The 18,523-nt window shown below is 44.7% G+C and carries 17 protein-coding genes; 8 read left to right on the top strand and 9 right to left on the bottom strand.

The window, feature by feature from the left end:
• Window positions 1-97: 97 nt before the first annotated feature.
• Window positions 98-1,357 carry a DUF2066 domain-containing protein gene (locus tag ACED42_RS10670; RefSeq protein ID WP_135444113.1) on the bottom strand — a complete coding sequence of 420 codons (1,260 nt, stop codon included), beginning with the start codon at window positions 1,355-1,357 and terminating at the stop codon, window positions 98-100.
• A gap of 277 nt (window positions 1,358-1,634) precedes the next feature.
• Between ACED42_RS10670 and ACED42_RS10665 the strand changes: the two genes are divergently transcribed.
• Window positions 1,635-2,873 (top strand): uracil-xanthine permease family protein, encoded by a 1,239-nt coding sequence (locus ACED42_RS10665; RefSeq protein WP_017100802.1) that lies wholly within the window; start codon window positions 1,635-1,637, stop codon window positions 2,871-2,873.
• A gap of 160 nt (window positions 2,874-3,033) precedes the next feature.
• On the opposite strand, the gene upp is transcribed toward ACED42_RS10665, so the two are convergent.
• Window positions 3,034-3,660, bottom strand: coding sequence for a uracil phosphoribosyltransferase (upp, locus tag ACED42_RS10660; RefSeq protein WP_009847387.1), 627 nt, complete (start codon window positions 3,658-3,660; stop codon window positions 3,034-3,036).
• A 169-nt stretch (window positions 3,661-3,829) separates the two neighbouring features.
• Here upp and purM point away from each other — a divergent pair, with 169 nt between their 5' ends.
• A complete protein-coding gene (purM, locus tag ACED42_RS10655) occupies window positions 3,830-4,870 on the top strand; it encodes a phosphoribosylformylglycinamidine cyclo-ligase (protein WP_008222945.1) in 1,041 nt (346 codons plus the stop codon).
• Between the two features lie 120 nt (window positions 4,871-4,990).
• The gene (gene purN / locus ACED42_RS10650) at window positions 4,991-5,677 is read left to right on the top strand and encodes a phosphoribosylglycinamide formyltransferase (RefSeq protein ID WP_371702506.1); all 687 of its coding nucleotides are present in this window, start codon (window positions 4,991-4,993) and stop codon (window positions 5,675-5,677) included.
• 107 nt (window positions 5,678-5,784) lie between these two features.
• Here the strand turns inward: purN and ACED42_RS10645 are convergent, their stop codons facing one another.
• Together ACED42_RS10645 and lpcA are read right to left on the bottom strand one after the other, a co-directional pair.
• Window positions 5,785-6,630 (bottom strand): class II glutamine amidotransferase, encoded by an 846-nt coding sequence (locus ACED42_RS10645; protein WP_065679064.1) that lies wholly within the window; start codon window positions 6,628-6,630, stop codon window positions 5,785-5,787.
• A 67-nt stretch (window positions 6,631-6,697) separates the two neighbouring features.
• Window positions 6,698-7,273: a D-sedoheptulose 7-phosphate isomerase gene (lpcA, locus tag ACED42_RS10640; protein ID WP_009847390.1), complete on the bottom strand. Its 576-nt coding sequence runs from the start codon at window positions 7,271-7,273 to the stop codon at window positions 6,698-6,700.
• A gap of 593 nt (window positions 7,274-7,866) precedes the next feature.
• Here lpcA and fadE point away from each other — a divergent pair.
• Complete coding sequence (gene fadE, locus ACED42_RS10635) at window positions 7,867-10,332, top strand: acyl-CoA dehydrogenase FadE (RefSeq protein WP_371702504.1); 2,466 nt, start codon at window positions 7,867-7,869, stop codon at window positions 10,330-10,332.
• Window positions 10,333-10,522: 190 nt separating this feature from the next.
• Here the strand turns inward: fadE and ACED42_RS10630 are convergent, their stop codons facing one another.
• Window positions 10,523-11,770, bottom strand: coding sequence for a TIGR03503 family protein (locus ACED42_RS10630; RefSeq protein ID WP_371702503.1), 1,248 nt, complete (start codon window positions 11,768-11,770; stop codon window positions 10,523-10,525).
• A 9-nt stretch (window positions 11,771-11,779) separates the two neighbouring features.
• Complete coding sequence (gene dnaQ, locus ACED42_RS10625; protein ID WP_017100798.1) at window positions 11,780-12,547, bottom strand: DNA polymerase III subunit epsilon; 768 nt, start codon at window positions 12,545-12,547, stop codon at window positions 11,780-11,782.
• Window positions 12,548-12,603: 56 nt separating this feature from the next.
• Here dnaQ and rnhA point away from each other — a divergent pair, with 56 nt between their 5' ends.
• Window positions 12,604-13,068, top strand: coding sequence for a ribonuclease HI (rnhA, locus tag ACED42_RS10620; protein ID WP_009847394.1), 465 nt, complete (start codon window positions 12,604-12,606; stop codon window positions 13,066-13,068).
• Window positions 13,069-13,144: 76 nt separating this feature from the next.
• Here rnhA and ACED42_RS10615 read toward each other — a convergent pair whose 3' ends face one another.
• Window positions 13,145-13,930: a class I SAM-dependent methyltransferase gene (locus tag ACED42_RS10615; protein ID WP_122046034.1), complete on the bottom strand. Its 786-nt coding sequence runs from the start codon at window positions 13,928-13,930 to the stop codon at window positions 13,145-13,147.
• Between the two features lie 53 nt (window positions 13,931-13,983).
• Here ACED42_RS10615 and gloB point away from each other — a divergent pair, with 53 nt between their 5' ends.
• The 3 genes from gloB (at window position 13,984) to ACED42_RS10600 (ending at window position 17,067) form a co-directional block, all read left to right on the top strand.
• Window positions 13,984-14,742: a hydroxyacylglutathione hydrolase gene (gloB, locus tag ACED42_RS10610; protein WP_371702501.1), complete on the top strand. Its 759-nt coding sequence runs from the start codon at window positions 13,984-13,986 to the stop codon at window positions 14,740-14,742.
• Window positions 14,743-14,812: 70 nt separating this feature from the next.
• Window positions 14,813-16,384: a LysM peptidoglycan-binding domain-containing protein gene (locus tag ACED42_RS10605; protein ID WP_017100795.1), complete on the top strand. Its 1,572-nt coding sequence runs from the start codon at window positions 14,813-14,815 to the stop codon at window positions 16,382-16,384.
• Window positions 16,381-17,067: a YIP1 family protein gene (locus ACED42_RS10600; RefSeq protein ID WP_371702499.1), complete on the top strand. Its 687-nt coding sequence runs from the start codon at window positions 16,381-16,383 to the stop codon at window positions 17,065-17,067. Before ACED42_RS10605 ends, ACED42_RS10600 begins: the two co-directional genes overlap by 4 nt.
• A 130-nt stretch (window positions 17,068-17,197) precedes the next feature.
• Here ACED42_RS10600 and ACED42_RS10595 read toward each other — a convergent pair whose 3' ends face one another.
• The gene (locus ACED42_RS10595; RefSeq protein ID WP_122046032.1) at window positions 17,198-18,040 is read right to left on the bottom strand and encodes an endonuclease/exonuclease/phosphatase family protein; all 843 of its coding nucleotides are present in this window, start codon (window positions 18,038-18,040) and stop codon (window positions 17,198-17,200) included.
• A 60-nt stretch (window positions 18,041-18,100) separates the two neighbouring features.
• Window positions 18,101-18,439, bottom strand: a complete 339-nt coding sequence (gene glnB / locus ACED42_RS10590; RefSeq protein ID WP_017063373.1) for a nitrogen regulatory protein P-II — start codon at window positions 18,437-18,439, stop codon at window positions 18,101-18,103.
• Window positions 18,440-18,523 lie beyond the last annotated feature (84 nt).

Genomic DNA, 18,523 nt, shown 5'->3' with positions numbered 1-18,523 from the left:
GATCTGACATGGCAACAGATAAACAAAAAGCCCTGCGAGATTTCTCTTGCAGGGCTTTTTTCGTGATTTCATATCAATCTGTCATGTCGGTAGACGATTACGAGCGAACCCATTCGTATACTAAGCTTGGCTTAGCGTGCACTGGCGCTGTGACTGGTAGCGCTTCCTCATCAGATTCACCTAGCGTCACCTCAGTTGTATTTGTTAGCTCAGCACCTGTAGATAACTCACTGCCTTTCATCACTTGAACGCTTGGGGTAGTTTCATTGCCCATCGCATCAGTAACAACAGCAGAGTCATCGCCTACAGACATAATGTTATCTTGCGCTTCAAATTCTGGGCTCACTTCAGGTTCGATATAAGACTCTTCAACCTTCGCGACTTGGCGAATGCTTTCAACTTCTTGTTCAAACTCTTGTTGGGTCGATAACAAATGAATTCGGAACGTCACTTCATTGTTTTGAATTTGTAGAATATCTAAGCTTGCCACCGAGTTTAGACGCTTCAGTGCATTCTCCAATTGGAAGAAGTCTTGCGCGTTATTCAGGCTGATAAACTGCGTTAAGATTGATTCCGAAGATTCACTCGCAACCGTTACTGCACTCTTACTCGCGTAGTAGTTACTGATTTGGTCAACAAGCTTCTTAGAAGTCGTCGCGCTGTTGCCCGATACCGAACCACTCACAGGCGATTTTGGCGCGCTCGTCAGTTGGTTTGGTTTTTGATCATACAAAGTCCAGCGTAATCCAGAAGACTGTGCCTTAATCACCAAAACAGCATCAACAGGGTAACGTTGACTCGCGTTGCTAATCGGTGTGACAAAGCTGCCCCACAAATCCGAGGTGGCCACTCCCGTAACATCATCAAAATCACCAACAGGAAACATCAAAGGCAAACCGCGCTCTTTTGCATTGGCTTGTAAGCCTGCAGCTAACAGTGAGTTGGAGTGTTCCCAGACAATGTTCTTGTCGTAGTTACTCTCTTCTACCAGCCAAACAAGAATATTTGAGCGAGTATCAGGCCAATACGGTAATTGCGCTTGAGTCAGTAGTGAACGAATTTGAGCACCGTTAAAACGCATACGCAATGTTGATTGGTCATTGCTTTCGCCAAAACTCATTTGAGACATGTACTGCGCACTCTTACGCATCGCCTTTTGAATCGTCTCATTCGACGCGACATCAGTTTGGCCAGTCGCACGTATCAATACCTGCTCCATGCCAGTATTTCTTGCCACTTGTTCTGGTTGTTTGTCTTCGGCGTTAATCGCAACTTCAGCACTAAAGATATCTACTTGAGTTAAGGCATAACTCGGAGAGGCTAATAGTCCCATCAACAACAATGCTATGTAGCGCATATTGATCCTAATATTCAAAGCTTGTGCCTTGATGATAAGCAACTATGGATTGAGGGGCAAGGTCGTTAGCACCCACTGTGTTTAATAACCACAAAATATCACCTGACCATGATAAATCGTTCACTTGTAAACTGAATTTTTCTTATTTTGATAGAGATAAACATAACTAATATAAATAAATTTGATCTATCTGACATAGCAACCGATTGCCAAGTGATAGAATCCCGCGAATTTTATTTTTCGCTTTTCATATAACGACCATTTTTAAGGACATAACATGAAAAATGCTCTGCAAGGTGCGCAAATGCTATTTGTCGCTTTTGGTGCACTTGTACTGGTGCCCCTACTGACAGGCCTTGATCCCAACGTAGCGCTCTTTGGTGCAGGTATCGGTACCCTTTTATTCCAACTTATTACACGCCGTTCAGTACCTATTTTCCTTGCGTCTTCTTTTGCATTCATCGCGCCTATCATGTTTGGTATTCAAACTTGGGGTGTAGGTGCAACCATGGGCGGCCTTATGGCAGCAGGTGTTGTGTATGTCTTAATGGGTGCCTTAATTAAGGTACGTGGTGTAGCCTTTATCCACAAACTGCTTCCACCCGTCGTAGTTGGCCCTGTAATCATGGTGATCGGCTTAGGTCTTGCGCCTGTTGCGGTAAACATGGCGCTAGGTAAAACAGGCGATGGTGCAGTTCAGCTTATCGATGCAGACGCAGCATTGTGGATTTCATCTATTTCATTGTTAGTAACGATTGTCATCAGTGTTTTCTCGAAAGGCTTTCTTAAACTGCTGCCGATCTTCGGCGGTATTGTTGCGGGTTATATTACGAGCTTAGTATACGGCGTCGTTGATTTTACCCCTGTCGCTCAGGCCGCTTGGTTAGCTCTACCTAACTTCACAGCGCCAGAGTTCAACATCAACGCTATCTTCTTTATGGTATTTGTAGCAATTGCACCTGCTGTTGAACACGTTGGCGACATGCTTGCTATTTCGAATGTAACCGGTAAAGACTACCTTAAGAAGCCAGGTTTACACCGCACAATAACTGGTGACGGCGTGGCAACGATTGCTGCTTCTATGTTGGGTGCTCCACCAAATACAACCTACAGTGAAGTAACGGGGGCTGTAATGCTGACCAAAGCATTCAATCCAGTGATCATGACTTGGGCTGCAGTAACAGCGATTGTTCTAGCATTAGTAGGTAAGCTAGGCGCTCTATTACAAACGATCCCAGTTCCTGTGATGGGCGGCATCATGATTCTACTGTTTGGTTCAATCGCAACGGTAGGCTTGAATACTCTAATTCAGAACAAAGTTGACCTACACAAATCACGCAACCTTGTGATTGTCGGCATTACTTTGGTCTTCGGTATTGGCGGCATGGCATTTGGCATCGGCGACTTTAGCCTGCAAGGCGTAAGCTTATGCGGTATCGTTGCTATTCTACTGAACCTAGTCCTTCCTGAAGAGCTAGGCGACAACACCGTAGTAGACAAGGCCCAAATCGACTAACTGCAAGTCAACAAACTGTAGAGACTTGTGAGGCTCAATTAAGAGCATCACAAGCTAGCAAGATCAAAAAAGGGAGAGCATCGAATGCTCTCCCTTTTTATTAATACGGCTAATTCAGCGAGTTAAGAAACGGTTTAGCGTAACTTAAGCTGAAACCGAATTACTTAGTACCGAAGATCTTATCACCAGCATCGCCAAGACCAGGAACAATGTAGCCCTTGTCGTTTAGCTTCTCATCGATTGCAGCAGTGTAAAGCTCAACATCTGGGTGCGCTTTTTCTAGTGCAGCGATACCTTCAGGGGCAGCAACAAGTACCAGTACTTTAAATACTTTACAGCCTTGCTCTTTTAGAAGGTCAAGAGTTGCAATCATAGAACCGCCAGTTGCTAACATTGGATCAACCACTAGAGCAATACGCTCATCAATGTTAGATGCTAGCTTGTTGAAGTATGGTACAGGCTCTAATGTTTCTTCGTCACGGTAGATACCCACGACACTGATTCGAGCACTTGGCATATGCTCTAAAACACCATCCATCATGCCTAGACCTGCACGTAGGATTGGCACTACTGTTACCTTTTTACCTTTAATTTGGTCAACTTCTACTGGGCCGTTCCAACCATCAATAGTTACACGTTCAGTTTCAAAGTCTGATGTCGCTTCGTATGTTAGAAGGCTACCCACTTCTGTCGCTAGCTCACGAAAACGCTTAGTACTAATGTCACCTTCACGCATCAGGCCAATTTTATGTTTTACTAGCGGGTGTTTCACTTCAACAACTTTCATTTCCAACTCCGGCAATATTTAAACAAACCTGTAGATTATACACGAACTGTGGGGTTATTTCAGAATCTTTATTCTAATAAAAAAAACCGCGCAAACGTTTGCTCTTCGTGATCAAGCCCTGTTAGAATAGCGCCGTTTTCACATCCAACTTAAGTTCGAGGACTATCCCGTGAGTGGTAATACTTCTTCTCTAAGCTACAAAGACGCTGGTGTTGATATCGATGCAGGTAATGCACTAGTAGACCGTATTAAAGGTGCTGTTAAACGCACTCGTCGCCCTGAAGTAATGGGCGGTATTGGTGGCTTTGGCGCCCTATGTGAACTTCCAACGAAATACAAAGAGCCGGTACTTGTTTCAGGTACTGATGGTGTTGGTACTAAACTTCGCCTTGCTTTGGATCTGAAAAAACACGACACCATTGGTATCGACCTAGTGGCAATGTGTGTGAACGACTTAATCGTTCAAGGTGGTGAGCCGCTATTCTTCCTAGACTACTACGCAACAGGTAAGCTAGATGTAGATACAGCAGCAGATGTTGTTTCTGGTATTGCTGAAGGCTGTGTTCAAGCAGGTTGTGCACTCATCGGCGGTGAAACTGCTGAAATGCCAGGTATGTACGAAGGCGACGACTACGATGTAGCCGGCTTCTGTGTTGGTGTTGTAGAAAAAGCTGACATCATCGACGGTACTAAAGTAGCTGCAGGCGACGCACTTATCGCTGTTGGCTCAAGTGGTCCACACTCAAATGGTTACTCTTTGATTCGTAAAGTTCTAGAAGTTTCTGGTGCTGATAAGAGTGAAGAGCTAGAAGGTCGCACTATCGGTGAACACCTACTAGAACCGACTAAGATTTACATCAAATCGGCACTTAAGATGATTGCAGAGCATGACATTCATGCTATCTCGCACATCACAGGTGGTGGTTTCTGGGAAAACATCCCACGCGTACTTCCTGAAGGTACTAAAGCAGTGATTGATGGCAAGAGCTGGGAATGGCCTGCTATCTTCAACTGGCTACAAGAGAAAGGTAACGTGGAGACATTTGAAATGTACCGCACTTTCAACTGTGGTGTAGGCCTAGTTGTTGCTCTACCTAAAGATCAAGCAGACGCTGCTGTTGAACTGCTGAAAGCCGAAGGCGAAAACGCTTGGGTTATCGGTGAGATCGCAAACGCTGAAGCTGGCGAAGAGCAAGTTGAAATCAAATAAGTGATACATTCGCTTATTTAGTTAATAGATGAGGACCTTATGGTCCTCATTTTGCTATTAAGCCCACAGAAAACCTTAGTTTATGTAGGTACATTGTAAACAGTTCAGTTAATCAATCGCATGACCCACTCTATGAAAAACAGCCATTCTATGAATAACAGTCACACTAAGAAAAACATCGTCGTTTTAGTCTCAGGAAGCGGAAGTAACTTGCAAGCAATTTTGGACGCCTGCGAGAGCAATATGATTGATGCTTCAGTTAAAGCTGTCTTCTCAAATAAAGCAGAAGCTTTTGGTTTAGAGCGAGCGAAAACCGCGGGTGTTGACGCACATTCTGTGAACCCAAAAAACTATGGTTCACGTGAAGAGTTCGATCATGAATTGATGATTCAGATCGATGCTTACCAACCCGATTTAATCGTACTTGCGGGATACATGCGTATCTTGAGTTCAGAATTTGTTCGTCACTATGCCGGTAAAATGGTCAACATCCACCCTTCCCTGTTACCTAAATACCCAGGCCTACACACCCACCAGCGTGCCATTGATGCACAAGATAAAGAGCACGGCACAAGCGTCCACTTTGTTACCGAAGAACTTGATGGTGGCCCTGTAATCTTGCAAGCCAAGGTGCCGGTATTTGAAGATGATGATGCTGACATGTTAGCAAGCCGAGTACTGACTCAAGAGCACTGTATTTACCCGATGGTTTGTAAATGGTTTGCTGAAGATCGTTTATCGATGGTAAACGGGAAGGCTGTCTTAGACGGTGAAACATTAGGTACACACGGTTACGCAGAAGAGTAATTCGTTAAAACTAAACCAAATAAAAAACAAAAAGGCCGCTTACTGATTCATTAGTTCAGTAAGCGGCCTTTCTTTTATACGTTTCAAATTAATACTATTCGGAATACTTAGCTCAATGGCTCAGTAGGCGCTTGGCTTGCCACCTTTTTAGGTGCGTAAGCGACATCTTCCAACGCTTTATGATTATTGCCGATCAGCTCACCAAAATGAAACAGCGCGTATTCACCCGGCTTCATTCTAAACCACTCTTCATTGTCTGTTAGAGGCTGAGTTGCAACGACGGTTACCACATCATTGGGCGTAGTTTCTTCTTGGAAGTTAATCTCAACATCTTCATCAATCAGGCTCGCGTTACCAAAAGGAGCGCGTCTTGTTATCCAGTATAAATGGTTCGTACAATAGTTCATCACGTACTCACCGTCACTGAGCAACATATTGAAAACACCTTTCTCTCGTAACTGGTCACAGCACTCAGCGACAAAGCGAAACATACCTTCCATATCTTGAGGAGGTTCAGGAAAACGGTCTTCAAGTTGTTTCAACAACCAGCAGAAAGAGAGTTCGCTGTCCGTCTCACCAACAGGTCTGAATCGACCACTAATCAGATCATCATAATCCGTTAGTTGACCATTGTGAGCAAAAGTCCAGTATCGTCCCCAAAGCTCACGAGTGAAAGGGTGAGTATTTTCTAGATTAACGCCACCGCGATTAGCTTGACGGATATGACTGACAACAGCTTGGCTCTTAATTGGGTAGTTTTGAACCAGCTCAGCGATCTTAGATTCACAACTAGGATTAGGGTCTTTAAATGTACGAAAACCCTTTCCCTCATAGAAAGTAATACCCCAGCCATCACGATGTGGACCAGTGTTGCCTCCACGCTGCATAAGACCAGTAAAGCTAAAACAAATATCAGTTGGCACATTCGCGCTCATACCGAGCAATTCACACATGGTTTAATCTACTCCCTATTTAAACCAATGGAGCCACAAACCTAGGCTCCAAATATCTGTAAAACTATTATTCCATTTCTTTTTCAACAAGCTGAATCACAATGTGGATGATCTTAATGTGAATCTCTTGGATGCGATCAGCGTAGCCAAAGTGCGGGACTCGGATTTCGATATCAGCACAACCTGCCATTTTACCGCCATCTTTACCGGTCAGCGCAATGGTTTTCATCCCTTTAGCTTGAGCAGCTTCAATCGCTTTTAGGATGTTGCCAGAGTTACCTGAAGTCGACAAACCAAACAACACATCGCCTTTACGACCCACGGCTTCTACATAACGAGAAAATACGTGGTCGTAGCCAAAGTCGTTACTCACGCAAGACAGGTGACTCGGATCTGAAATCGCAATACCAGCAAAACCTGGACGATTTTCACGGTATCGGCCTGTTAGCTCTTCCGCGAAATGCATTGCATCACAGTGTGAACCACCGTTACCACAAGAAAGCACTTTGCCTTCTTGCTTGAATGAATCTGCAATCATTTTTGCAGCAGCTTCAATTTGAGCAATGTTATGGTCATCACTCAAGAACTTGTTCAGAACGTCAGCAGCTTCGTTCAATTCACTTTTGATTAGGTCTTGGTACATTTGGCTTATCTCTTATGTTTTTTGACGCAACTTAAAGTGCGTGAAATGAGAATTGAGAGTTTTCCCCTCTTTATCACTGAGTTTACCCACAAACATGAAATAGTGTCGACACTTAAGCCCAAAGATTGCCACCTTTATTAGGGTCTGTTGACCTTTCGAGCTGATTTTTGCAGATCTTTGTGGGAAATTTATACAAGGCAGAGGCTTTGACGTGTAGCTAGCCTACATGAAAAGCCAATAACGCAGTAGAAATGAACCACAAAGGCTGCCCGAAGGGTTCGGCTAAAATCGTTTTATGCTTTGTTGAAGAATAATTGCTTAGAATGACTAGGCTACATACTCTTCGCCGCGCCTAAAACGATTTTATCTCGAACAAAATTGAACCACGAAGATCAACAGCCCCTAACCTCTCATTGCCGATCCGTCCAAATATTCACCACCAACCTCTCACAATTAGAACTTTAACTCTATTGAGATCACTTTTTATTCACTTTGGAGTTTTACAAATATTTAATATTTTGTTTACACTTGACTGGTTAGACCTCTTACCTAAACTTAATAACAATAAGTGATCTCTGAAAAGGAAATCGATCATGAACATATTGCTCTCCCTACTCGGCATGACAGCCATCTTAGGCGTCTGTCTTTACCATAGAGTTAGTCTGGTCCGTGCGTTAATTGTGTTAACCGGCGCAATGGTCGCATTAACCCTGTTTGGCAGCGTGGCAGTCACTGGTTGGCTTTGTTATCTATTGGCCATAGCGATCTTTGCTGTACCAGCAATTCGCCAGACCCTCATTAGTCAAAAAGCACTTTCTTTGTTTAAGAAGGTTCTACCAGCAATGTCTCAGACGGAAAAAGAGGCATTAGAAGCAGGCACTGTATGGTGGGAAGCAGAGCTGTTCAAAGGCAAGCCTGAGTGGAAGAAGCTTCAAAACATTGCGGATCCAAAACTTTCTGAGGCGGAACAAGCGTTTTTAGATGGCCCAGTAAATACAGTATGTGAGATGGTCAACGATTATCAAGTGACACATGAACTTGCCGATTTGCCACCAGAAGTTTGGCAGTACCTGAAAGACCATAAATTCTTCGCCATGATCATCAAGAAAAAATACGGCGGTTTAGAATTCTCAGCTTACGCTCAGTCTTTAGTTCTACAGAAACTAACGGGTGTTTCGAGCGTATTATCCTCAACCGTTGGCGTACCTAACTCACTAGGTCCTGGTGAGCTATTGCAGCACTACGGCACAGAAGATCAAAGAAACCATTACCTGCCACGCCTAGCTGAAGGTAAAGAGATCCCTTGTTTCGCACTGACCAGTCCAGAAGCCGGCTCAGATGCTGGCTCAATCCCAGATTACGGCGTGGTGTGTAAGGGTGAATGGCAAGGCGAAGAAGTATTGGGCATGCGCCTAACTTGGAACAAACGTTACATCACTCTAGCGCCTGTCGCGACCGTTTTAGGCTTAGCCTTTAAACTGAGAGACCCAGAAGGTCTGCTTGGTGACAAACAAGATCTTGGCATCACCTGTGCCCTTATCCCTACCGATTTAAAAGGCGTAGAGATTGGTAACCGTCACTTCCCGCTCAACGTACCTTTCCAAAATGGTCCGACTCAAGGTGATGACATCTTCGTGCCTATCGATTTCATCATCGGCGGCCAGAAAATGGCAGGACAAGGCTGGCGTATGTTGGTTGAATGTCTGTCGGTTGGTCGTGGTATCACACTGCCTTCAAACTCAACCGGTGGTATTAAATCTGCAGCATTAGCAACCGGTGCTTACGCTCGTATTCGTCGTCAATTCAAACAACCCATTGGTCGCATGGAAGGGGTTGAAGAGCCACTGGCACGTCTAGCTGGTAACGCCTATGTAATGGATGCAGCAAGTAACCTGACGGTTGCGGGTATCGATCTTGGTGAAAAGCCTTCGGTTATCTCAGCAATCGTGAAGTACCACTGTACTCACCGTGGCCAACGCAGCATCATCGATGCGATGGATATCGTCGGCGGTAAAGGCATTTGCTTAGGCCCATCGAACTTCCTCGCTCGTGGTTATCAAGGCTCACCAATTGCAATTACGGTTGAAGGCGCAAACATCCTGACTCGTTCAATGATCATCTATGGTCAAGGCGCGATTCGCTGCCACCCTTATGTTCTGAACGAAATGGAAGCGGCTTATTCGGAAAGCAGCGATGCACTTGATAAGTTTGATTCAGCATTAGCAGGACACGTTAGCTTTACCATGAGTAACCTAGTCCGCAGCTTGTGGTTTGGTTTAACCGACGGTCGTGGTTCAGATGCTCCAACACCATCCAATAAAACGGATAAGCAAACACAGCGTTACTACCAACAGCTGAACCGCTACAGTGCTAACCTAGCGCTACTGTCTGATATTTCAATGGCTGTATTAGGCGGTTCACTGAAACGCAGAGAGCGCCTGTCAGCAAGACTGGGGGATATCCTGAGTCAACTCTACCTAGGTTCAGCAACACTTAAGCGCTTTGAAAGCGAAGGTAGCCATGCTGAAGATCTCCCATTAGTCCATTGGGGTATGCAAGACAGCTTGCGTCAAACTGAAGTCGCGATTGATGAGTTCTTGGCGAACTTCCCTAACCCTGTGATTGGTCGACTACTTCGCGTTGTGTTAATGCCATTTGGTCGTATCCGTCGTGCACCAAACGACAAACTGGATAGCCAAGTCGCGCACATCCTACAAACACCAAGCGAAACACGCTCTCGTATCGGCCGTGGCCAATACTTGGAAGCAACGGAATACAACCCTGTAGGCAAGATTGAAAAAGCGCTAGAAGTGATTCTTCAAGCTGAACCTCTGTTTGATAAGGTTTGTAAAGAAACACATCAAAAACGTGCTTTCTTACGACTCGACCTTGTCGCTCAGTTGGGACTTGAGAAAGGTATCTTAACGCAAGAAGAAGCAAATCTTCTGATTAGCGCTGAGGAACATAGACTGTACACAATTAACGTTGATGACTTCTCACCAGAGGAGCTTGCAGCAAAGACTCAGTACCCAGACCAATCGATTGATAACGTCGCTTAAGGTCAGAGAAACAAACAAAAACGGGACTCCTATGAGTCCCGTTTTTTTATTCATCACTTCATTGTCACAAATTTTAAGGCTTGCTCTATCGAGGCTTGTTCTATCTAAGTTTAGTCTCTCGAGGTTTGTTGCCCCGACGTCTACTCACTCAAGACAACAATCTCAAGACAACTCTAGGGATGCAGACGAGTTACTTAGGCGCCTTGAGCTGCATCTCAGGTAGCGCTCTCTTCTTCGCTGTGATTTTACGTATTACAAACCAAATCAGTAAGCCCAATAAAATCGCAGCCACATTACCTACCGCTATAATCATTATGCTGCGCTGCCTGTCATCTTCTCTTTTTTGAAGAATCATTAATTTTTCAGCAATACGCTTCTGCTCAGCAAGTGCTTCTTCTTGAAGACGTCGAGATTCTGCTAGATCTATCTCTTGAACAACGCTGTACGACTGCTCGGTAATCGGGAAGATCAGTGGACGCTGGCTTGACGCATCGGTGGCATAAACCATCCCCGACCAAGTGTAAATTCCCAAATCATCATTATAAGGCAACGATAAAGATACTTTCATCGCATCAGCTTCTGCTTGCCCTTGCTTATACATCACATACCCATCAGGAGCTTTATACTCAATATGAGCTGCTAAAGAACTTGGTGCAATCATACCTGGCTCGCCAGAAGCCACTACAGTATGAGATAAACCTTCTTTGCGAGACTGAATGAAGGTGGTTGTGATTGGCGTTGGGTAGACCAATACTTCTTGCTCTTGTGCTCGCAGGAACACACCATTACCAGAAGTAATTCGAGCTCGATATTTACCAGGCTCAATGTCCATTGGTAACGACACGGTGAACACACCATCTCCAGCTTTTTCGTCAAGATCAACGCCATCATCGGCAAATTCCCCCATGACAACCGGAATTGGCCGCGCTTCTCTCACTAAGGACTCTTCGTTTTCGACGAACTTAGTGAATGTTACTTTAAGCTTCACACGGTCAAGAAAATCACGCAGTACAAGCGGCTTGCCATCGGATGTCAAACGAGCGGTAAACTTAATGTGTTCGGTTTGGTACAACTTGTCTGGAAATTCATTGGCGTCTAAAACCAGATGAGATAAAAGTTTGATATTATTTTTAGGTGAGACTTTACCTACAGCTTGCCAAGGACCCGGCATCGGATTGTCGATAGAGATAATATCCATTGACGATTCTTGGTACCAACGGACATTATCACCGTGACGCAAAGCATGATACTTCTTGCCATCAGGACGAACCAAGACGACGGGTTTAGAATTATCGGCTCGATAGATCACAAAAGTAACTTGCTCGATACTGGGATCAACTCGAAAGCGATTATCCAATAAACTCATTACAGATTCTGTTGCTGCGTGTAAGCCAAAGCTCAAGAGCAATAAACAACCGGTAGCCAATACCCTTAACATACTTTCTCCCTACTGACGCCAGAGGCAGCTTCCGCTTTTCTCGACGAGGTCTAAACGACTTTGATGCGCTTCTACTTCATCGGCCGTAGCTCGCAAAACCTTTAGGGATTTTCGACCACTTTCTGCTCTTCGTATGCTTTCGCCTTCGCCTTCTTGTTGGCCAGCGCTAAATTGCAGCGAAGTTTGCCCACCTGTCATCAATAAGTAGACGTCAGCTAGAATCTCCGCATCGAGCAATGCGCCGTGAAGAGTACGGTGTGAGTTATCAATACCATAACGGTCACATAAGATATCTAGATTGTTTCTTTTCCCTGGGAATATCTTCTTCGCCATCGCCAAGGTATCGGTAACTTTACAGTAGTCATCCGTTTTACCTATCGCAGGGTTAAGTTTCTCAAACTCATAATCCATAAAGCCCGTATCGAAGGGCGCGTTATGAGCCACCAGCTCCGCACCTTTAATAAAGTCGAGAAACTCTTTATGTATGTCTTGGTATTCTGGTTTATCAATCAAGAATTCATCGGTAATACCGTGAACGCCAATTGCCTCTTCTTGAATCGCACGATCGGGCTTGATATAGACGTGAAAGTGACGCCCAGTCAGCCTACGGTTGATGATCTCTACTGCACCAATTTCAACGATGCGATGTCCCATATAGTGGGGGCCACCCTCGGTATTCATACCGGTGGTTTCGGTATCGAGTACAACGATGCGTTTGTTTTCATTCGAACTGTTTTTTTCGTTCGTGCTTTGTTCTGGAGTGCTACTGGTATTCATAAGGATAACTGTGTCAGACTATGCCGATAATGTGCTTGAGGTAATAGTATCAAATCATGACGAAACAAGTTGAAATTTTCACTGATGGTTCTTGTTTAGGCAACCCAGGTCCTGGCGGCTACGGCATCGTACTTCGCTACAAAAAAGTAGAGAAGACGTTAGCCGAAGGTTTCACCTTAACCACCAATAACCGCATGGAAATGCTCGCCGCTGTTGTGGCTCTCCAAGCCCTCAAAGAGCCTTGCTCTGTCATTCTGACCACAGATAGCCAATACGTGCGTCAAGGTATCACCCAGTGGATTCACAACTGGAAAAAGCGCGATTGGAAAACAGCCGATAAAAAGCCTGTTAAAAACGCAGACCTGTGGCAAAGGCTAGATAAAGAGACGGCGCGCCATAGCGTTGATTGGCGCTGGGTTAAGGGGCACGCGGGGCACCGAGAAAATGAAATGTGTGATGATTTAGCACGAAGTGCAGCAGAAAACCCGACCCAAGAAGATACGGGCTATCAACCAAGCTGATCACCTTTGTAAATGAGATGTAGATTTCAGAAACAGATTTATAGTTTCTGAAACTGATAGATAGATGAAAAGCCGACTATGAGTCGGCTTTTTCAGTTTTTAACGGATACGAAGTTTTAGCGGAGTCCAAGGTGCGACGCGTATTGGTTCTAAAACTGGCTCCTACAGGAGAGAAGCGTCGCTTAAGGTGCCAATGTGGCTTGATAGGCTTAAGTGGATAAGTACGTTTACGGGCAACAATAAAGTATTGGCTACCAGCGAACGATGCGCAACTGCCTAAGCTGTTCTCCAACCACGTCCACATCGCTTGGTATTTACTCATCGGGAACAGCGCGTAGGTGTCACAATGAATCACTTCATAATTAAGTACGCCTAGCCAATCTTTAATTCGGTTTGGCGTATACATACGTCCACTCCATGGCAAGCTGTTCTTTCGCCAAGGCATCAAACTGGCAAGCCCAGTCACACTAAAAGGGTTAAAGCCGGTGATGATAATATAGCCATCGTCCATCATTACTCGGTCTACTTCTCTCAATAGCCGGTGTGGGTCGTTGCTATAATCTAACTGATGACTCAGCACCACAACATCAAAGCTTTTCTCTAAAAAGGGTAAATTATAACCATCTGCTATCACATTATGTAATGGGTTCTGGATATCTAGGTTTACTTGATGTTGAATGTTGCATGTGCAGCTAGAAATCTCACTGCTGAGGCCACCGAGTTTGAGCATATGGTAACCAAATAGTTTTGGGCACCACTCATCGAGTCGAGTTTGAATAGATTCTCTCAACCAGTCCCCATTGTGCAATTGTGCCCAAGTATAAGGACGCTCAAACTTCTTTCTGCTACGTGCTGGCTTCATCAATAATCTGTCTCACTTATTCTGTCTCACTAAAAGTGACTGGAGAACCAATAATGTTACATATCAAAAGCATACCTGCATTTAACGACAATTACATCTGGCTGATTCAAAATAGCGATCGCCGTTGTGCTGTCGTCGACCCTGGTGATGCAGCTCCAGTATTAGAGTACTTAGCACACCATGAGCTAACTTTAGATGCAATCTTGATTACGCACCACCACCACGATCACATTGGTGGCGTGCCAGAGTTGGTAAGACAATTCCCTAGCGTGGATGTCGTTGGCCCCAAAAATGAACCTATCCCGACCTTAACGCATCCCGTTGATGACGGTGACCAATTAGAGCTGTTTGGCGAAGTATTCCTCGTGCTAGGGCTCAGTGGGCACACCGCTGGGCACATTGGTTATGTGGGTGATGCCAAACTGTTTTGTGGCGATGTACTGTTTTCAGCCGGTTGTGGGCGAATCATGGAAGGCACACCACAGCAGATGTTTGATGCATTGAACAAGATCACAGCACTCCCACAAGAAACCGAGGTTTACTGTGCTCATGAATACACGGCAGCCAATATCGCTTTTGCACTGGCTGTTGAGCCTGACAACCAACATTTGCAACAATACCGCGACCAAGTGAATCGGCTTCGAGCTCAAAATAAGTCGACCATCCCCACAAATTTAAGACAAGAAAAGTTTGTTAACCCCTTCTTACGCTATACAGAACCAAGTGTAGTGAAATCAGTATCTAATCGTACCGAGCAGACCGATCCTCTATCGGTTTTTACCGCTTTACGTGCGTGGAAGAACGAATTTTAACAAATACAGGCTTGTCACTCATAGGGAGTGGCAAGTATTATCATCGGCCGTTTATTAAAAAGGCTGTAACATGCGAGTTAAGTACAGCTGGGCTTTGGTACTACTACTTTCTGGTTGCCAATTAACTCAGTCAGAGAATCCAGACCAAGCTTCCGAGCAAACCAACACCTCCCCTACTAAAGAAGTTTCTCAAGCGAACGTTTCATCGGGAGCGATCCAAGAACAACCAAAAGTTGAAACACCCGTCGTTACTCCACAAACACAGCAAGATGTTTGGAAACGTATTGCGATGCAACTTGAAATGGAAGTGCCGGACCAAAAGAAAGTCGACTACTACCGCACTTGGTACCTCAAGCACCCTGGTCATCTAAAAACTGTATCAAAACGCGCTGAACCTTTCCTTTACTTAATCACAACTAAGATTGAAGAAAGAGACTTGCCTTTAGAGCTGGCCCTGTTGCCCGTCGTTGAAAGCTCGTTTGATGCATTTGCTTATTCTCACGGTAGCGCTGCTGGACTATGGCAGTTCATTTCGGGTACTGGCAAAGCTTACGGACTAGAACAAAACTTCTGGTACGATGGCCGCCGTGACGTAGCCGCTTCAACCGACGCTGCATTGGATTTCTTAACCGACCTGAACAAACGTTTTGATGGGAACTGGCAACACGCAATCGCTGCCTACAACAGTGGCGGTGGTCGCGTGAACAGCGCAATCCGTAAGAACAAGAAGCTGGGTAAGCCAATCGACTTCTTCTCTCTAGACTTACCAAAAGAGACCAGCAGCTATGTACCTAAGCTACTTGCACTGGCCGACGTGATTGCCAACCAAGAAAAGTATGGCATCGATATCCCTGCGATCCCGAACAAGGCAGTACTGACTCTGGTTAACCCAGACGAACAACTTGATTTAGCCATTGCCGCAAGCTACGCCGACATTCCTGTCAAAGAGCTGCAAGGCTACAACCCGGCTTATAACCAGTGGGCAACGGCACCAGAGAAACACCAACAATTATTGCTTCCTCTAAGCTCTGTTGAGAAGTTCAACAAAGAAGTGGCAGCCAATAAAGGCAAAGGCATGAAGTTGGTGCGCTATAAAGTGCAATCTGGCGATAGCATCAGCGTACTGGCGAGTAAATACAACACCACCAGCAAAGTGATCCGCTCTGCAAACGGTTTGAGCAACAATAATATTCGTGTTGGTCAGCACCTATTTATTCCAACATCAACCAAAGACGATAAGACATACGCACTAAGCGCTTCAAATCGCCTAGCAAGCACACAGTCAAAGAGTCGTGGTCAATATAAGCTTAGCCATACCGTAAAAAGTGGTGATAGCCTATGGACGATTGCGCGCGCAAATAAGGTCTCTCACCAATCACTGGCTAAGTGGAATGGCATGGGACCACGTGACACACTTAGAATTGGTCAAGAACTGGTCATTTGGAAGAATAGTTCAGACGGTGCCATCATCCGTACTGTCTTTTATAACGTAAGATCAGGTGACACAGTCAGCGGTATTGCATCAAAGTTCAAAGTAAAAAGCGCAGATGTTGTAAAATGGAACGCTTTGCAGAACAAGAAATACCTACAGCCAGGACAAAAACTGAAGCTGTATGTTGATGTAACTAAGGTAAGTGTATGAACCCGTCAAGTAACCCACTCGTCATGCTGTTGGATATATTCCGTTCACCAACAGCTTGTTTCTTAGCGCTTTATCAAAGAAGTGCTTGGGGATGGCAACCCTACGTCGTATTAGTGCTCAGCCCATTCTTATTTTGGGGAGCCTATTTTTCGAATGTAGATTTTGCATGGTTAAGCGCTGAGTTGTCACAGCAACTGGCTCAAACAAACCCTGACCAATTGGCGTTACTTGACAGTAATACTCTACTCGCGAGTGAAATCATCAGTGATGTATTCGGCCGTACGTTAACCATCATTCTGTTGGCATTTTGGTTTAACCTAGCAACAAAGCCAAGCCAACACCAACATAGCTTTTGGCGATGGTTTGCAGCCGCATCGGTAGTGATATTCCCTGCCGTTCTAGGCGATGTAGCAAGCTACGCAAGCCTGATACTCAAGCACGGGCATGTGATGAGCTACGCGGCCGACTTGAACAGCTTAAACGGCTTAATCAAGTTGCCACTAACCAATGATTGGTCGCAATTTGCCAGCTCATTACCACTCTTGTTGCCTTGGTACATTGTATTGGGTTATGCAGCAGTATTAACTTGGACGGAGTTTGAGCGTGGTCAGGCTCTGGTCATCTCTGGTTTGCCATGGGTTGGCTATTACCTAATCTGGGCTCTCTACATTTTAATCTTTTAAGCTGAATAGATAAAAACAAGGCTAGCGAAAATTCACTAGCCTATTTATTCCCCTGCTTATTACCCAAAGTAACCACGGTGTGAATGGTGAATAGCTAAGATCCAATGACTAATAAGCTAATAGCTTATTACTATTTAACCTTAAAGGTCACTCGCATAGGGTTATGATCAGAGGCGTCCGTAATGGGCGCCTTTGCTTTGTCTACTTCTAACCCTCGATAGAACACATGATCGAGCACCAACCCTGTCATAAACTGTGTACGGTTATCTGGTTCAAAAGCAACTTCCGTCAAACCTACCTGTTCCAACGCATCTTTCAATACAGCAAAGCGAGCTTCACTCCAACTGTTAAAATCCCCAGCAAAAATAACAGGCCCACGATACTTTTGGAGATTGTCGGTTAAGCTCTTGAGCTGAGCCTCATAATCTTCCGTACCAAAGGTAAAGTTCACCGCATGGATATTAATCACAGCCAGTTCTTCGCCATTACTTAGCAGATAGCGAGACCAGAGTGCCGATTTGGGTAATTGAAGCCAAGGTTCTTCATGAGTATAAGCACAAGCTTCAATCGGTAGATGCGTCGCTAAGTTAAGTACACCAGCACTTTTCTCAAAGGCTTCAAATGCATTCACTCGAGTGCTTCCCCATTGACCACTCGTTACCCATTGGCGAAGCCCTTCTGTCATACTCGCTTCTTGCAGCAAAACTAAATCGCTACCGGCTGACAGCTTATTTAACTCACTTTGCCAATTATTTCGGTTTTGCTTATAGATATTCCACACGGTAATGTCTAGGCCATCAGACACATCAATCGCTTTCGGGGCTGAATTTTGGTAGCAGCTATAGATATCGTTGCTAGTATTTTGAGAAGAAGTGATCAAATTGGGTTTATTCGGGATCACGAAGATAATATGAAAGCTAACAACAGCAAGCGTTATCAATAACGTGATAACAATGATGGTTTTCTTAAACATACAGCACCCTACCAGAAATGAAAAAGGAGCGATAAACGCTCCTTTTAAGGTAATAGTTTTTTATACGGCGTCTTCGTCTTCTTCGCCAGTACGAATACGTACCACACGTTCAACTTCAGTAATGAAGATCTTACCGTCACCAATTTTACCTGTTTGAGCCGTTTCGATAATGGTATCAACACATTGGTCAGCCACTTCGTCGGTCACAACAATTTCCAATTTCACTTTAGGTAAAAAATCGACCATGTACTCTGCGCCACGGTATAGCTCAGTATGACCTTTTTGACGTCCAAAGCCTTTAACTTCAGATACTGTCATACCCGTAATACCCACTTCTGCAAGTGCTTCACGTACATCATCAAGTTTGAATGGCTTGATAATGGCTTCAATCTTTTTCATGTTCATCCCTTAAACTGTGCGAATAGCTCATTATCGGTTAGCTATAGTAAACATTCAATGAAAAAAGCCAGAGCATTAAAGCTC

This window comes from Vibrio sp. FF145, assembly GCF_041439075.1.
In the GTDB taxonomy this organism is placed as follows: Bacteria; Pseudomonadota; Gammaproteobacteria; order Enterobacterales; family Vibrionaceae; genus Vibrio; species Vibrio tasmaniensis_A.
The sequence above is the reverse complement of the archived record's forward strand: the minus strand, read 5'-3'. Positions and strand labels throughout refer to the sequence as shown.

Coding starts and splice junctions, on each gene's coding strand:
- ACED42_RS10665 (WP_017100802.1), top strand. CDS start 1,635: ATGAAAAATGCTCTGCAAGGTGCGCAAATGCTATTTGTCGCTTTTGGT.
- ACED42_RS10595 (WP_122046032.1), bottom strand. CDS start 18,040: ATGTTTAAGAAAACCATCATTGTTATCACGTTATTGATAACGCTTGCT.
- fadE (WP_371702504.1), top strand. CDS start 7,867: ATGAACATATTGCTCTCCCTACTCGGCATGACAGCCATCTTAGGCGTC.
- glnB (WP_017063373.1), bottom strand. CDS start 18,439: ATGAAAAAGATTGAAGCCATTATCAAGCCATTCAAACTTGATGATGTA.
- ACED42_RS10630 (WP_371702503.1), bottom strand. CDS start 11,770: ATGTTAAGGGTATTGGCTACCGGTTGTTTATTGCTCTTGAGCTTTGGC.
- upp (WP_009847387.1), bottom strand. CDS start 3,660: ATGAAAGTTGTTGAAGTGAAACACCCGCTAGTAAAACATAAAATTGGC.
- lpcA (WP_009847390.1), bottom strand. CDS start 7,273: ATGTACCAAGACCTAATCAAAAGTGAATTGAACGAAGCTGCTGACGTT.
- dnaQ (WP_017100798.1), bottom strand. CDS start 12,547: ATGAATACCAGTAGCACTCCAGAACAAAGCACGAACGAAAAAAACAGT.
- ACED42_RS10605 (WP_017100795.1), top strand. CDS start 14,813: ATGCGAGTTAAGTACAGCTGGGCTTTGGTACTACTACTTTCTGGTTGC.
- rnhA (WP_009847394.1), top strand. CDS start 12,604: ATGACGAAACAAGTTGAAATTTTCACTGATGGTTCTTGTTTAGGCAAC.
- purN (WP_371702506.1), top strand. CDS start 4,991: ATGACCCACTCTATGAAAAACAGCCATTCTATGAATAACAGTCACACT.
- gloB (WP_371702501.1), top strand. CDS start 13,984: ATGTTACATATCAAAAGCATACCTGCATTTAACGACAATTACATCTGG.
- ACED42_RS10670 (WP_135444113.1), bottom strand. CDS start 1,357: ATGCGCTACATAGCATTGTTGTTGATGGGACTATTAGCCTCTCCGAGT.
- ACED42_RS10615 (WP_122046034.1), bottom strand. CDS start 13,930: ATGAAGCCAGCACGTAGCAGAAAGAAGTTTGAGCGTCCTTATACTTGG.
- ACED42_RS10645 (WP_065679064.1), bottom strand. CDS start 6,630: ATGTGTGAATTGCTCGGTATGAGCGCGAATGTGCCAACTGATATTTGT.
- ACED42_RS10600 (WP_371702499.1), top strand. CDS start 16,381: ATGAACCCGTCAAGTAACCCACTCGTCATGCTGTTGGATATATTCCGT.